Annotated in this window: 14 protein-coding genes and 1 riboswitch; of the genes, 11 read left to right on the top strand and 3 right to left on the bottom strand. The window is 36.9% G+C overall.

Going from position 1 to position 15,404, the window contains the following annotated elements; translation table 11 throughout:
- Window positions 1-12: 12 nt before the first annotated feature.
- Complete coding sequence (locus H3U97_RS01710; RefSeq protein ID WP_086353865.1) at window positions 13-651, bottom strand: nitroreductase family protein; 639 nt, start codon at window positions 649-651, stop codon at window positions 13-15.
- A 266-nt stretch (window positions 652-917) separates the two neighbouring features.
- Here H3U97_RS01710 and H3U97_RS01715 point away from each other — a divergent pair, with 266 nt between their 5' ends.
- On the top strand, window positions 918-2,360 hold the full coding sequence (locus tag H3U97_RS01715) for an LTA synthase family protein (RefSeq protein ID WP_198197783.1): 1,443 nt from the start codon (window positions 918-920) through the stop codon (window positions 2,358-2,360).
- Complete coding sequence (locus H3U97_RS01720) at window positions 2,357-2,980, top strand: LysE family transporter (protein ID WP_198197785.1); 624 nt, start codon at window positions 2,357-2,359, stop codon at window positions 2,978-2,980. Before H3U97_RS01715 ends, H3U97_RS01720 begins: the two co-directional genes overlap by 4 nt.
- 136 nt (window positions 2,981-3,116) lie before the next feature.
- Here the strand turns inward: H3U97_RS01720 and H3U97_RS01725 are convergent, their stop codons facing one another.
- Both H3U97_RS01725 and H3U97_RS01730 read right to left on the bottom strand, forming a co-directional pair.
- The gene (locus H3U97_RS01725) at window positions 3,117-4,580 is read right to left on the bottom strand and encodes a hypothetical protein (protein ID WP_198197787.1); all 1,464 of its coding nucleotides are present in this window, start codon (window positions 4,578-4,580) and stop codon (window positions 3,117-3,119) included.
- Window positions 4,581-5,048: 468 nt separating this feature from the next.
- On the bottom strand, window positions 5,049-6,656 hold the full coding sequence (locus H3U97_RS01730; RefSeq protein WP_198197789.1) for a hypothetical protein: 1,608 nt from the start codon (window positions 6,654-6,656) through the stop codon (window positions 5,049-5,051).
- Between the two features lie 379 nt (window positions 6,657-7,035).
- Between H3U97_RS01730 and gutQ the strand changes: the two genes are divergently transcribed.
- The 9 genes from gutQ to thiM all read left to right on the top strand — a co-directional run bounded on the left by gutQ (window position 7,036) and on the right by thiM (window position 15,400).
- Window positions 7,036-7,998, top strand: a complete 963-nt coding sequence (gutQ, locus tag H3U97_RS01735) for an arabinose-5-phosphate isomerase GutQ (protein ID WP_198197790.1) — start codon at window positions 7,036-7,038, stop codon at window positions 7,996-7,998.
- Between the two features lie 184 nt (window positions 7,999-8,182).
- Entirely contained in the window at window positions 8,183-8,704 is a 522-nt protein-coding gene (gene aroK / locus H3U97_RS01740) for a shikimate kinase AroK (RefSeq protein ID WP_034901329.1), read from the top strand.
- A gap of 66 nt (window positions 8,705-8,770) precedes the next feature.
- Window positions 8,771-9,631, top strand: coding sequence for an SPOR domain-containing protein (locus H3U97_RS01745; RefSeq protein WP_198197792.1), 861 nt, complete (start codon window positions 8,771-8,773; stop codon window positions 9,629-9,631).
- Between the two features lie 49 nt (window positions 9,632-9,680).
- Window positions 9,681-10,502 (top strand): Dam family site-specific DNA-(adenine-N6)-methyltransferase, encoded by an 822-nt coding sequence (locus H3U97_RS01750; RefSeq protein WP_034901325.1) that lies wholly within the window; start codon window positions 9,681-9,683, stop codon window positions 10,500-10,502.
- Between the two features lie 41 nt (window positions 10,503-10,543).
- Window positions 10,544-11,221: a ribulose-phosphate 3-epimerase gene (rpe, locus tag H3U97_RS01755; protein ID WP_065614013.1), complete on the top strand. Its 678-nt coding sequence runs from the start codon at window positions 10,544-10,546 to the stop codon at window positions 11,219-11,221.
- Window positions 11,214-11,909 (top strand): phosphoglycolate phosphatase, encoded by a 696-nt coding sequence (locus H3U97_RS01760; protein ID WP_198197794.1) that lies wholly within the window; start codon window positions 11,214-11,216, stop codon window positions 11,907-11,909. Before rpe ends, H3U97_RS01760 begins: the two co-directional genes overlap by 8 nt.
- A 23-nt stretch (window positions 11,910-11,932) precedes the next feature.
- Window positions 11,933-12,928 (top strand): tryptophan--tRNA ligase, encoded by a 996-nt coding sequence (gene trpS, locus H3U97_RS01765; protein WP_034901320.1) that lies wholly within the window; start codon window positions 11,933-11,935, stop codon window positions 12,926-12,928.
- Between the two features lie 124 nt (window positions 12,929-13,052).
- Window positions 13,053-14,414, top strand: coding sequence for a Trk system potassium transporter TrkA (gene trkA, locus H3U97_RS01770; protein WP_034901318.1), 1,362 nt, complete (start codon window positions 13,053-13,055; stop codon window positions 14,412-14,414).
- A 50-nt stretch (window positions 14,415-14,464) separates the two neighbouring features.
- A riboswitch (TPP riboswitch) is annotated at window positions 14,465-14,566 on the top strand.
- 60 nt (window positions 14,567-14,626) lie between these two features.
- Complete coding sequence (gene thiM / locus H3U97_RS01775) at window positions 14,627-15,400, top strand: hydroxyethylthiazole kinase (protein ID WP_370545670.1); 774 nt, start codon at window positions 14,627-14,629, stop codon at window positions 15,398-15,400.
- Window positions 15,401-15,404 lie beyond the last annotated feature (4 nt).

The following is a 15,404-nucleotide window of genomic DNA, read 5'->3' on the forward strand; positions in this document are numbered from 1 at the left end:
TGCTTACTCCTTTTATTTTGCTAACAACATTATCCCTATTGGTTTACTGCTTTCTGGCAATTGTAACGATTGACTAATAATGTCAGGCTTTATTGAATGGATGTAACGAGTGCTGAGTTTTAATGCTGCAGCAGACAAATAGACGTTTTGACTCATAGCACCAACGGCAATTTGACTAAAATCATTGGCTTTTTGTGCATCAAAATCATTGAGACTTGCACCATCAGCTACAAAAATAACAATATATGGTGCTCGCTTAGTAAAATTTTGCATACCAATGTCAGCACGAATATCTTGCTTAGTTATCTCACGAAGATAGTGTCCTTCCCATTCATATAAAAAGGCACCTTTATCGCTAGCGACATAAAGACGAACATAAGGTTGTTTACCACTAGCCATTGGCACCGTCCAACCATTTTTACCTCGATTTAATCCCGTTGCCGACCAAAGCACACTTGATAGTTCATCATCTGAGACCATCCCGGTTGGAAACCCTCCGCCTGGAGTTGAAGCACGTTTTTTAAGGCTATCAAATAACCCCATGCCATCTTTCATTTGTGGCGTAGGTAAAGTGATATCGGCATAACTTATTGATAAACAAAATAAAGACATTGATAAAACAATTGTAACATTGCGTAACCAGCACAACATGGCGTAGACCTTAAAACAGTTGCAAATATTTGCTAACTATCTTATTGCTAATGCTTCCAATTATCAACAACAAACAATAATTATTATCATTAAGGTGAAATAACTTAAGTAAGATAGTTGATATAGTTGATAAAGTAGAAACCTACATCGACAGCAAAGGACTGGTTAATGTATTAACCAATCAATTCCGATTTTTATTTTTCTGTTTATTAAGTATATACTGGGACAATTTTTAAATTTTAAAGTAAAAATGAGTATTGATTGTTATGCCATTATCGACTTTAGTTGTTTTACCACTTTTTATCTTAACCATTAGTTTAGCTTCGTTTTTTAAACAAAAAAAATGGCAATTATTCACCATCATTTTAATGACCGTTATTATTGTGATGGAGCTTACCTCAATTTATTTTAGTGGTGGATTTATTGATTATCAGTTTTACGTCAATCTGAACATGAATGATATTATTGAAGGATTATTCATCTTTAAACTGCAAGCGCTATTGGTGATTGTGGTATTTTTGGGGTTAGTAGTTATCCTCAGCAAATTAGCCAACTGGTTTCGCCATAAATGTAAATTACACTGGCGATTACTATTAGTTGCCATTGCCGTTGCCTCAATTAGTTATCATAACGGCCCTATTAGTCGTGCTTATGAAATCTATCAAGTTACTTGCGCCCCAAAAGCAACTTTTGCCCAAGCGTTACAAAACTTAAATATGAATGATTATGTTGAAAAATCACAACTTGATAGCCAAAAAGGCAAAAATATTATTGTGTTGTCGTTAGAATCCTTCGAACAAGGATTTTTAGATTTTGCTGATATCACGCCAAATTTAAGACAACTCAAGCAACAATATACTTTCTTTGCTAATATGCCAATGAGTGCAGGTAGTACATGGACAACAGCCTCTATGTATACCTATATGACTGGTGTGCCATTTTTAATCGGAGAACACTCAACTTCACCATTAAAAGGTGCAAATACCACTCAATTAGTTACCTTAGGTGATGTGCTAAAACAAGCCGGTTATCAAACTCGCTATGTTATGGCTGGTCCGGAATTTGCAGGAATTGGCCACACCGCCGAAGTAATAGGCATGCAAGTCGTTTCCGAAAAAAATTATGTAGGCAAATATCCAAATGCACCATTTGGATTGTATGATAAAGATATATTAGACATTGCTAAACAGCAAATACAAGAGTTGCAAAATGCCGATAAACCCTTTGCGCTATTTATCTCAACTGTCTCAACTCATGCTCCAAACGGTTTTAATGATGAGCGCATGACTGCTGTCATCAGCCCTAAACCAGATAATATGTCTTTTGTGGCCGCTTCGCTCGATTATAATTTAGGGGAATTTATTAACCACCTGAAACAGCAAGGTATATTAGATAATACTGTATTTTACATCTTCCCTGACCATTTAATGATGGGAGCTGGCACCGAAACGGTGAAAAAGTTATCAGAAAAAGAGCGCAAACTCTATTTGTTAACCAATGCAAATGTTGATGATTTACAAAAATCACCTAATCAAAATATTTATCAAATTGATTTACCGAGATTGATTCTAAATGGTGCACAAATTAAAACCAATGCAAAATTTTTAACCGATTACTTAAGCGGTGAGAACGTTGATAAAAAACAATTTATAGAACAACATAAATCGAATATCGCGACATTAAACAATGCGGCACAAGTGCAAAAATGAGCGTCGATACCTTAATTTTAGTTATCACTATTAGCTGTTTAGGCATGATATCCCCGGGACCAGATTTTTTTCTGGTCTTAAAAAACAGCTTAAGTTATAACCGAAAAATGGCATTAATGACCTGTTTAGGGGTGATAAGCGCGATCGCCATTCATATGAGCTATTGTGTGGCAGGTATTGCGGTATTAATCACCGCTACCCCGTGGCTGTATAATGCCTTGCGTTATGCTGGCGCTGCTTATTTGCTATGGATAGGTACTAAAGCGTTATTAGCTAAAAGTAGTGCTACCACTTACATCAGCAAACAAACTCAGCCAATTAATGTCACCGCAAAGGCGGCATTTATGCAAGGGCTATTATGTAACTTACTAAATCCGAAAGCGACACTGTTTTTTCTGGCTATATTTACCCAACTACTCAATGCAGACTCAACTTTAATGGATAAATTGCTCGTCGCATTTATTATTTGGCTTGAAGCCTTACTTTGGTGGCCATTGGTTGTATTTATCTTTCAAACCCAAATCGTCCAGCGACGTTATTTCAAACTTCAATTTATTATTGATAAATTATTAGGTGTAATATTGATCTTACTAGGGGTTAAAGTAGCGTTGGGATTTTAGGACGTCAAAAAAATATTCCACAATTTTTTACTGTAAAAACCCCGTTCCTCAAAAATAAACCTATCGGAGTGAATTCAGCAGAATCTTGTCTTTTATCACTCCCGTCAATCAGCTTCTTTTTTAAGCTCTAGCAAAGTTATTTACCTTCTTTCTTCTCATCCCCCGTGACGCAAGCTACTGCAGCATAGGCGTTCATACTTGAATTTGTAATCAGACCGTGAACAGCGGTCGCGGCGTACTGGGTGGTGCTATTGCTTGTATCGTTAGGTTTTTCCGGATTAGTTGGCACCGGTTCACTCGACCAATAGGAATAGTGGTTTCTCGCCTCATCCTTGTATCTAGTCATATCACCCCACTCAGCTAAAAACCCGGCTCCAATTCGTCGCGAATAATGATAAGTATTTGATGGATAATCAACACTTGGACAGTAGCCAGAACAGAATGATGCGTTAGTTAATTCTCTAAGGCGTGGAAGTCGATAACCTAAACCTAAACCTAGATTAAGACACCATGATCCCTGTCTGGAAGCTACCGCTGTTATATAACCTCGGTTGACAAACCACTGCTTTAACACAAAACCATACTTCAACATGATATCATTATTGTGACTATCTTTACCTTTACCCACCAACTCAAATGTCTGAGGCAATGATGGAGCAATTATTTTCTTACCTGCCCAACCCGGATCATCTACACGCCATTGCTGCGGTGTAGCCACGGGACCATTTAAGGTGACCCGGACAATACTAGGGTCTGAGCTATTTAAATAGGTCATAGTCGCTTTAATATCGCCCTTAGGAGAAACAGGATCCCATGTTAATTGCGTATCAATACTACCTAGCACCAAATCAAAATATAAACCATCTGCGCCAGTAGTAGGAAAATTCAAACCATAAGATGACGGTTCGGATGACTGAACAAGAAACCCTAAGCCTGTGTCCCACACAGAAAAAGGACCAGCACGTTCGCCGTTATATTCTAACAAAGGTCTGGCAGAGCAAATATCCGCTGTTGGCTGTGGTTTAATATAATAAGTGACAGTACTTGCAGTAAAAGAAGTACTTTTAGGTACGCCATAACGGGAGGATAAAATAACATCATCAGTTCTTAACATCACTCGATAAGGTGCTTTACAAATAGTCGGCACATTGTCACGAGTGACCGGACGGTCAAATTTATCAAGAATAGATAAATGCAACTGCCCTGTAACGGTAAAATCACCATCGCCATCATCATCATCCCAATAGTTATAAGGCGCACCAATAAGGGTGCTTAATGGTATGGCATTAACATTAGTTGGCACCAACATATCAATATCGGCAAAGCTCTGACCGGCAACCGGCAGTAAAATAGCATGTGATGAGTTTGAGTTATTACTTGCTGGTGTTAATGTCGTACCATCAGAGAAGGATATCTTCATCAGTTCGTCTAAGTCTGTCGCGCGTGTTTGACCACCATCAAAAGTTAAATATGGCACATTACCGTGAATAACATTTGTAGTATAAGCGGTCAGCGCTTGACTATTAAATGAAAATGGTAGAAAGATAATAGGCAGTAAAGTTAAAAAAATCGACCAAGATAAAAACAATCTTGATAACAATTTAAGGGATTGCTGAAAAAATAAACCACACGAAAAAACGAAACTTTGCTGGCTAAAACGAAGCGAATTTAAATTAAAAGTTGGGCAGGTTTGGTGTTTGGTGTTTGGTGTTGTAAATTATAACGCATTTTGACATCCCTTGTCAAGTAATACTATGTTTTATTTCATTTTATTCCAGCTTAACTGACTAAATCATCACCGAATATTGCGGTTAAAATAACCTATAGAGTATAGTACTTGAAAAAAATCTATGCAACTGTATTTAAAGGTTTAATTGCTAAATTTTGTAAATATTATTAGAGCGTTAAGTCTTTAAAACATAGTGTTAATCTTTTAAAAACGCCATTCAGCAATTTTTTTTACTGTAAAAACCCCGTTCCTCAAAAATAAACCTATCGGGGTGAATTCAGCAGAATCTTGTCTTTTATCACTCCCGTCAATCAGCTTCTTTTTTAAGCTCTAGTAAAGCTATTTATCTTCTTCCTTCTCATCCCCTACGGCGCAAATTGCACCAACATAGGGATATATCTTACTAAGACGACTGATTGTACCAGTACTAACGGTCGCGGCGTACTGGGTGGTGCTTTCGCTCGTCTCTTTGCCTTCCGCATCAGTTGGAACCGGTTCACTCGACCAATAGGGTTTAGCATATATGAAATTAGCATTAGAGTATCGGTCCAGAGAACCCCACTCAGCAAGGAGTCCTGCACCAATTCGTCGTGAATAACCAGTACCATTTGATGGATAATCATTTTTAGGGCAGTAATCTTTCGAGCTAGAACACCTTGCGTTAGTTAATTCTCTAAGGCGCGGAAGACGATAACCTAAACCTAGACCTAGATTAAGACACCATGATCCCTGTATGGAAGCTACCGCTGATTTATTACCTCGGTTGACAAACCACTGCTTTAACACAAAACCATACTTCAACACGATATCATTATTGTGACTATCTTTACCTTTACCCACCAACTCAAATGTCTGAGGCAATGATGGAGCAATTATCTTCTCACCGGCCCAACCCGGATTATCTACACGCCATTGCTGCGGTGTAGCCACGGGACCATTTAAGGTGACTCGGACAAGACTAGGGTCTGAGCTATTTAAATAGGTCATAGTCGCTTTAATATCGCCCTTAGGAGAAACAGGATCCCAAGTTAATTGCGTATCAATACTACCTAACACTAAATCAAAATATAAACCATCTGCGCCAGTAGTAGGAAAATTCAAACCATAAGATGACGGTTCGGATGACTGAACAAGAAAACCCAAACCTGGGTCCCACATAGAAAAAGGACCAGCACGTTCGCCGTTATATTCTAACAAAGGTCTGGCAGAGCAAATATCCGCCATCGGCTGTGGTTTAATATAATAAGTGACAGTACTTGCAGTAAAAGAAGTACTTTTAGGTACGCCATAACGGGAGGATAAGATAACATCATCAGTTCTTAATATCACTCGATAAGGTGCTTTACAAATAGTCGGCACATTGTCACGAGTAACCGGACGGTCAAATTTATCAAGAATAGATAAATGCAACTGCCCTGTAACGGTAAAATCACCATCGCCATCATCGTCATCCCAATAGTTATAAGGCGCGCCAATAAGGGTGCTTAATGGTATGGCATTAACATTAGTTGGCACCAACATATCAATATCGGCAAAACTCTGACCGGCAACCGGCAGTAAAATAGCATGTGATGAGTTTGAGTTATTACTTGCTGGTGTTAATGTCGTACCATCAGAGAAGGATATCTTCATCAGTTCGTCTAAGTCTGTCGCGCGCGTTTGACCACCATCAAAAGTTAAATATGGCACATTACCGTGAATAACATTTGTAGTATAAGCGGTCAGCGCTTGACTATTAAATGAAAATGGTAGAAAGATAATAGGCAGTAAAGTTAAAAAAATCGACCAAGATAAACACAATCTTGATAACAATTTAAGGGATTGCTGAAAAAATAAACCACACGAAAAAACGAAACTTCGTTGGCTAAAACGAGACGAATTTAAATTAAAAGTTGGGCAGGTTTGGTGTTTGGTGTTTGGTGTTTGGTGTTTTAAATTATAACGCATTTTGACATCCCTTGTCAAGTAATACTATGTTTTATTTCACTTTATTTCAGTTAGACCGACTAAATTACCACCAAATATTGCGGTTAAAATAATCTATAGAGTATAGTGCCACAAAAAAATCTACGCAACTACATTTAATGATGTAATTGTTAAATTTTGTAAATATTATTAGAGAGTTAAATCTTTAAAACATAGTATTAACCGTTTAAAAACACCATTCTTAAATATTGTCTCACTCATTTTGTTTTTTAATTCTAAAAGCTTTTTGAATATTCAATAGTTAATTGTTAGACTATCTAGCATAATCTGATTAAATATAATCATAAAATTGATTATAGATTTAATTTTTGTGTAAATTTAATTCAATAGGCAATTAAACATGGATAAATTGTTACAATATGGTCGAGAACTTCTTGAACTTGAACTTCACGAAGCACAAAAGTTACCCGCCCGACTTGGTAAAGACTTTATTAAGGCTTGTCAATTCATCTTGTCCACCAAGGGAAAAGTTGTCGTGTCAGGTATTGGTAAATCAGGACATATTGGAAAAAAAATCGCCGCTTCATTAGCTAGTACCGGTAGTCCGGCTTTTTTTATGCATCCGTCGGAAGCGCTACACGGTGACTTAGGCATGGTAACCGAAAACGATGTAGTAATTTTGATCTCTTATTCTGGTCGAGCAAAGGAGTTTCAATTTATTTTACCAATCCTTGCAGCCATGAATATTCCGGTTATCGCTATTACTGGAGGACTTGATTCGCCACTTGCGACAGCAGCACAAGCAGTATTAGACATTTCAATTGAAAAAGAAGCTTGCCCAATGGGACTAGCACCAACATCAAGTTCAACTAATACATTATTAATGGGTGATGCATTGGCTATTGCCGTTATGCGAGCTCGTGGTTTTAAAGAAGAAGATTTTGCTCGTTCACATCCTGCTGGTAGTCTAGGAGCTAAATTGTTAAATCACGTAAAAGATATTATGCGAAAAGGAGATTTAATTCCTAAAGTTTCACAATCAGCAACGGTACTCGATGCGATGTTAGAATTAAGTCGAACTGGTGTAGGGTTAGTGGCAATATGTCAAGATGATAATAAAATTGTTGGTGTTTTTACTGATGGAGATTTGCGTCGATTACTATTAAAACATGGTACACTACAAGACAATGTTATCGAAGTAATGACCAGTCCAGGACATCAAATACCGGAAAATTGGAAAGCGGTCGAAGCCTTAAAAACATTTAATGATCATAATATTACAGCTGCGCCAGTAGTGAATAATCAAGGTGAATTAGTTGGTGCACTTAATATTCATGATCTACACCAAGCGGGAATAAGTTAACTGATTATTAAATACCTGTTGCAAAATGGGGCTATCTATTGAGATAATTACCGACCTAAATTTTTGTCGTTAGACGGAGATCCAAGAAAGTTACACAATTCAAAGATAAAATGATGATAAAAATCATAGCAAATTGATATTGTGTTGTAAATTTTAACCAAAATTAATAGATGATGAAACTACAATGGCAGAAAAGCGAAATATCTTTCTAATTGGCCCAATGGGGGCAGGAAAAAGCACAATAGGCCGACAAATTGCACAGCAGTTAGGCATGGAATTTTTTGACTCTGATCAAGAGATCGAAAAACGTACAGGTGCTGATATTGCATGGATCTTTGACTTAGAAGGTGAAGACGGATTCCGAGCCAGAGAAGAGAAAGTCATTAATGAATTGACTGAAAAACAAGGTGTAGTACTTGCTACCGGTGGTGGTTCAGTACTATCGAAAGAGACACGTAATCGATTATCAGCACGTGGTATTGTCGTTTATTTAGAAACAACAATTGAAAAACAAATGGCAAGAACACAAAAAGATAAACGTCGTCCTTTATTACAAGGTGGCAATACCCCTCGCGAACTTTATGAAGAGTTAGCTCAGGAACGAGATCCTCTTTATGAAGAAATTGCTGACATCACAATTAAAACCGATGAGCAAAGTGCTAAAGGTGTTGCTGGATATATCATTGATAAAATAGAACAAATTTAAATCATTGATCGATAAACCATGGTTGGTTATAAGGCATTAAACCTATTAATAGGTTAAGGAGTTAATATGCGTGTAGATAAAGATGATCGTTATATATCAGAACAATCCAATAAGCCGTCTACGCCCTCATTTAGTATTACCAATTTTTTTCAGCATTATTCGAAAAAGAAATTGATAATTATGGGGTTAACTGTTGTTATTATTGTCTTATTAGTTAGTACAATGTTATTTCGTTCGTCAAAACCAAAAGCTCCTACACAACTAACTCCTCCTGAAGTTAGCGGTGTTTCAACGCAAGAACCTGAGCCAACCATAACAACACAATCCAATGACGTTGCAACGGCTACAGCTCAAGGTCAAGCATCTGATACGGTACCATCGCCTATGGCGCCAGCACCAATTACCAATGTTAATGAACAACAAAATAGTAGCGAATTAACTGGTAGTAACGGTAGTGATGCAAACACTCAGAGTTCACCAGAGAGTAAACCTGAGTCACAAGTTGACCATAATACTCATCAGGGTAATAATTCATCGCATAATAATGTGGATAATAATAGACTAAACTCGCCGAACCAAGTTGAATCTAAAGTCAATAAACCTGACACTGAATCAACTAGTGGTTCTAAAGTAAATACTAAACCGACTAAAATTGACAAAATAAAGAGTAATCAGTTTTCAGTTCAACTGAGTGCTTCAACTTCGCTTGAAGGTTTAAAAAAATTGGTAAAAAAACATAATATAACCAATTACCAAATTTATGAAACTAAACGAAATAATGTCAAATGGTTTATTTTAGTTAATGGTACATATAATTCTGCTGATGAAGCCAGAAAAGCAATCAAGTCTTTACCAGATGCACTAAAAAAAGATAAACCTTGGGTTAAATCTGGCGCAACTATTAATAAAGAAAAATCGGCAAAATAGTAAGGGATATTGTTCATATATCCTACCAATGACAAAATAGGAGTTTCCGTTGAAGAAGCGACGAGCCTTTTTAAAGTGGGCTGGAGGAAAATATGAGCTTGTAGACACTATAAAACAGTATCTACCGGAAGGTGAACAACTCATTGAGCCCTTTGTAGGTGCTGGTTCCGTTTTTTTAAATACTAACTTCAAAAGTTATATTTTAGCTGATATCAATCATGATCTAATTGCACTATTTAAGCTATTACAATCCAATCCGGAGCTGTTTATTAATGATCTTAAATTACTATTTAATGATCAAAATAACCAAGCTGAAGCATTTTATCAACTACGTGATGTGTTTAATTATAGTAAAGATCAATATTTGCGATCGCTTTTATTTGTCTATTTAAATCGTCACTGTTACAACGGCTTATGTCGTTATAATAATAGTGGTTTATTTAATGTGCCATTTGGCCGTTACAAGACTATTTATTTCCCAGAAAGGGAACTCTATTTCTTTGCCAAAAAAGCGCAAAATGCTGAGTTTGTCTGTACGCCTTATCATAAAGCGATGAAAATGGCGAAACGTAACTCCGTTATTTATTGTGATCCACCTTATCTATCGCCTAATGAAACAGCAGGTTTTACCGCCTACTATTCTAATAATTTTGGGTTTGACGAACATCAAAGGTTGTCACAATTAGCTGAGCAAATTGCCTATAAAAAAGAGATTCCAGTGCTGGTATCAAATCATGATACTCACTATACCAGAACGTTATATAGTAAAGCGCGCCATCTTTACCGAGCAGAAATGCGGCGCTCAATTAGTTGCGCTGGCGAAGGACGCAAAAAAATTGATGAAATATTGGCCTTATACCAAAAATCTTAAGCTATTTTTAAGTATAAGGTGTTTATGAGTAGAGGTATGTTATGAATGAATTTATTATTGCACCATCAATACTATCCGCCGATTTCGCTCGTCTTGGTGAAGATACCCAAAAAGTATTAGATGCAGGAGCGGATGTTGTCCATTTCGATGTGATGGATAATCATTTTGTTCCCAATTTAACAATGGGTAGTATGTTTTGTAAGGCACTGCGAGACTATGGAATTAGTGCACCAATTGATGTCCATCTAATGGTTTCTCCTGTTGAAGAGCTAATTACCTCTTTTGCCAAATCTGGAGCAACAAACATATCTATTCATCCAGAAGCGACAATTCATCTAGATCGTTCATTACAATTAATTAAAGATCATGGTTGCAGTGCCGGTATTGTGCTTAATCCAGCAACACCACTTGACCATTTAGACTATGTGATGGATAAAGTTGATATTATTTTATTGATGGGTGTTAACCCAGGTTTTGGTGGTCAATCATTCATCCCAGCAACGCTTAAAAAATTGCGGCAAGTTAAACAACGCATTATTGATTCTGGTAGAAATATTCGCCTAGAAATTGATGGCGGTGTAAAAGTAGATAATATAGCTGAAATTGCCAAGGCAGGAGCCGATATGTTTGTTGCTGGCTCAGCCATATTTGGTCAACCTGACTATAAAACGGTAATTGATGCAATGCGTAAAGAGTTAGCAGGAGTAAAACATGGCTAAATTAGATGATATTCAAGCTATTGCTTTTGATTTAGATGGAACATTAGTAGATAGCGTACCTGGACTTGCTTTAGCAAGCCAAAAAATGTTGGCAGATTTAAATTTACCAACAGTTACCAATGAACAAGTTAAAAACTGGGTAGGTAATGGTATTGATGTGATGCTTGAACGCGTTTTCAAAGCCATTGATATTAATCCGTCAAACGAATATTTTGCTGAAGCTAAACAAATATTTAGTCAGCATTATGATAAGGTTATGGATGAACAGACAACACTGTTTCCTCATGTAAAACAGACCTTGAAAGCTCTTTATGAAAATCATTATCCTTTAGCACTTGTAACTAATAAACCGGCTCAATTTTTACCGGGATTACTAAGCTCATTAGGTATCAAAGAGTATTTTTCATTAGTACTCGGCGGTGGTGATGTAATTAAATTAAAACCACACCCGGCTCCACTTTATCAAGTCATGGCAACATTTGGATTATACAATGATCAGTTATTATTTGTTGGTGATTCGAAAAATGATATTAGCGCAGCCAAAAATGCTAATTGCCCTACTGTTGCGTTAAGTTATGGTTATAATTATGGCGAATCAATTGCAACAAGTGAACCCGATTTTTTATTTGATGATTTTCAAGATATATTAACCCTATTACCTCAGCCAAAAGCTGAAGCAAAAAAATAATAAGTTTAAATTAGGAATAAATTATGAGTAAACCAATTGTATTTAGTGGCGCTCAGCCATCAGGAGAACTAACATTAGGCAACTATTTAGGTGCTTTAAAGAATTGGGTGTCTTTACAAAATGAATATGATTGCGTTTATTGTATCGTCAATCAACATGCGATCACGGTACGCCAAGATCCTAATAAGTTACGTAAAGCAACACTTGATACATTAGCACTTTATCTAGCCTGTGGTATTGATCCACAAAAAAGTACTATTTTTGTGCAATCCCATGTGCCTGCACATGCTGAATTAGGTTGGGCATTAAACTGTTATACCTATTTTGGTGAATTGAGCCGTATGACACAATTTAAAGATAAATCTTCTCGTCATTCAGAAAATATAAATGCCGGGCTTTTTGATTATCCAGTGTTAATGGCTGCCGATATTTTGTTATATCAAGCTAATTTAGTTCCCGTTGGTGATGACCAAAAACAACATCTTGAACTTTCTCGCGATATTGCAATGCGTTTTAATGCCCTTTATGGCGATATTTTCACTGTTCCTGAACCATTTATTGCTAAAGTTGGCGCTCGGGTTATGTCATTACAAGATCCTAGCAAAAAAATGTCTAAATCAGATGAAAATCGCAATAATGTTATTGGTTTACTTGAAAATCCAAAAGATGTCGAGAAGAAAATTAAACGGGCAATGACCGATTCTGATGAACCACCAGTCGTCCGTTATGATTTAAAAAATAAAACGGGGGTATCAAATCTGTTAGATATCTTAACCGGTATTACGGGTAAACCTATTGCTGAACTTGAGAAAGAATTTGAAGGTAAAATGTATGGCCATCTAAAAACCGAGGTCGCAAATCAAGTTATTGATATGTTAACTGATTTACAAGCAAAATATCATCAGTATCGTGATGATGAAAATTATCTTCTGACAATTATGCAAGAAGGTGCACAAAAAGCTCGTGCAAAAGCAGAGCCAACGTTGAAAAAAGTTTATGACGCAATCGGTTTTGTATAGTTAACCGTAAAACTAGATTGCAATTAACGCTAAACAATATCAATTGGCTTTAATGACTAAACGCACTATCGTTTTTGTTAACGAAAAATGCCATTGAAGCCTTTTTGATTATCATAGGTTAGTTATGAAAATTATCATTCTTGGTGCAGGTCAAACAGGTAGTGCTCTTGCCGAATATCTGGTTACCGAAAAACAGAACGATGTGACTGTTGTTGATGAAGATCATGACAAGTTGCAATCATTGCAAGAACGTTTTGATTTACAAGTTATTTGTGGAAAATCATCTTATCCACAAGTATTAGAAAGTGCTGGTGCAGAATCTGCCGACATGTTAGTCGCTGTTACCAATTCTGATGAGGTCAATATGATGGCTTGCCAGATTGGGCATGTGATGTTCAATATTCCTCAAAAAGTCGCACGTATTCGAGCTCCAGAATATAATGATGAAAGATACTCATTTTTTAATAAAGATTGTATTAATATCGATCATATTATAGCCCCAGAAAATCTAATCACCAATCATATCAGCCAGCTAGTGCAATATCCTGGCGCACTACAATTTGCCTCATTTTATGATAATCGAGTCTGCTTAGTTGCCGTTACAGCTTACTATGGTGGTGCATTGGTGGGTAGTGAATTATCAGAGCTAAAAGAACATTTACCTCATGTCGAAGCTCGGGTGGTGGCTATTTATCGTAAAAATCGTTTTATTCGTCCGATTGGTTCAACTTTGATTGAAGCTGGGGATATGGTTTACTTTATTACCCCACCGCTTAACATCAAAGCGGTAACCAGTGAATTACAACGGTTAGAAAAGCCTTATAAACGAATACTCATTAGTGGTGGTGGTGGCATTGCTGTTGCTTTAGCTAAGCGATTAGAAAACGATTATCAAGTTAAATTGATTGAACGTAATGCCGAAAAAGCAGAATTAATTGCCGAGCAGTTAGTTAATACGACCGTATTACATGGTGAATCATCGGATCAAGAGCTATTATCGCAAGAACAAGTCGAACTTACCGATCTGTTTGTGGCAGTGACGAGTGATGATGAATCAAATATTATGTCGTCAATGCTTGCCAAAAGGATGGGAGCCAAAAAAGTCATCGTACTTATTCAACGACAAGCTTATTTAGAGTTAATAAACGATAGCGTAATTGATATTGCCATTTCACCACAACATGCAACTATTTCAGAGCTATTAAGTCATGTTAGACAAACAGGTGTGGTTAAAGTGGTCTCACTACGTCAGGGTGAGTCAGAAATTGTCGAAGTAGTTGCCAATGGTGAGGCAGAAAATTCAAAATTAGTTGGTAAAAATATTAACAGTCTAAAATTGCCTTCAGGGGCAACTATTGGTGCTGTGGTGCGTGGTGAAGATGTGATTATTGTTAATACCGATTTAATGATCGAAGATGGTGATCACTTAATCATTTTCTTACCAGATAGACGATCTATTAGCGATATCGAAAGATTATTACAATAGCTTGTATAAAGTATAAACTCAGTAGATAATAAAACTGTTTTTATAAATTATTTTTTGACTCGGGGTGTTTTTTGTTACTACAAAAAACTGAGATTTTACCCGTTGAACCTGATCTGGCTCATACCAGCGTAGGGAAGTCTCCGTCTTAATTATCCGTTTTGACACATTCTTCCCTTAATATCAATAATAAATAAGGAAAGAATATGTCTACCATTCAGTTATTTCAAAACAATGATGCCATTCCCTTTATTGAGCAAGTTAAACAACAACGCCCGTTAGTCCATTGCATTACCAATGATGTGGTACAGAATTTTACCGCCAATGTTTTATTAGCCATTGGTGCTTCGCCAGCAATGGTCGTTGCGAAACAAGAAGTTGAGGACTTTGTAACTATTGCCAGTAGTTTATTAATTAATATTGGTACCATTGATGAGCACAGCGCAAATAGTATGTTGTTAGCTGCAGCAAAAGCTGAACAGACGCAGACACCATGGGTACTAGATCCTGTAGCGGTTGGTGCGGCACTTAAATACCGCACTGAAGTTGCCAAACAACTGTTAACCTTTAGACCAAGTGTTATTCGAGGAAATGCCTCTGAAATTCTTGCATTGAGTGGTCAACAATCATCATCGAAAGGGCCTGATGGACTTGATTCTACCGATTCTGCATTAAATGCAGCAATACTATTAGCACAAAAATATCAAACCATCGTCGCAATAACAGGTGAGATAGATTATGTCACAGATGGCGAACAAATTTATAGCATTGTCGGTGGCGATATCGCTTTAACTAAAGTAACCGGCACCGGCTGTTCGTTATCTGCAATGGTAGCAGCATTTATTGCAACCACTAGTGATCGTTTAACCGCTACCGCAACAGCTTGTTTTATGATGAAAAAAGCAGGACAACTCGCTAGTAAGCAACAAGGGTTAGGTAGTTTCGCCATTGCTGTTATTGATCATCTTTCACGATTCAATCAAAACTAAAAAT

The sequence above is a fragment of the Gilliamella sp. W8128 genome, assembly GCF_016100545.1.
Classification (GTDB): Bacteria; Pseudomonadota; Gammaproteobacteria; order Enterobacterales; family Orbaceae; genus Gilliamella; species Gilliamella apis.

Excerpts from the sequence above, each read along its gene's own strand:
- H3U97_RS01720 (WP_198197785.1), top strand. The coding sequence starts at position 2,357 with ATGAGCGTCGATACCTTAATTTTAGTTATCACTATTAGCTGTTTAGGC.
- H3U97_RS01730 (WP_198197789.1), bottom strand. The coding sequence starts at position 6,656 with ATGCGTTATAATTTAAAACACCAAACACCAAACACCAAACACCAAACC.
- H3U97_RS01760 (WP_198197794.1), top strand. The coding sequence starts at position 11,214 with ATGGCTAAATTAGATGATATTCAAGCTATTGCTTTTGATTTAGATGGA.
- aroK (WP_034901329.1), top strand. The coding sequence starts at position 8,183 with ATGGCAGAAAAGCGAAATATCTTTCTAATTGGCCCAATGGGGGCAGGA.
- trpS (WP_034901320.1), top strand. The coding sequence starts at position 11,933 with ATGAGTAAACCAATTGTATTTAGTGGCGCTCAGCCATCAGGAGAACTA.
- H3U97_RS01715 (WP_198197783.1), top strand. The coding sequence starts at position 918 with ATGCCATTATCGACTTTAGTTGTTTTACCACTTTTTATCTTAACCATT.
- H3U97_RS01745 (WP_198197792.1), top strand. The coding sequence starts at position 8,771 with ATGCGTGTAGATAAAGATGATCGTTATATATCAGAACAATCCAATAAG.
- gutQ (WP_198197790.1), top strand. The coding sequence starts at position 7,036 with ATGGATAAATTGTTACAATATGGTCGAGAACTTCTTGAACTTGAACTT.
- trkA (WP_034901318.1), top strand. The coding sequence starts at position 13,053 with ATGAAAATTATCATTCTTGGTGCAGGTCAAACAGGTAGTGCTCTTGCC.
- rpe (WP_065614013.1), top strand. The coding sequence starts at position 10,544 with ATGAATGAATTTATTATTGCACCATCAATACTATCCGCCGATTTCGCT.
- H3U97_RS01710 (WP_086353865.1), bottom strand. The coding sequence starts at position 651 with ATGTTGTGCTGGTTACGCAATGTTACAATTGTTTTATCAATGTCTTTA.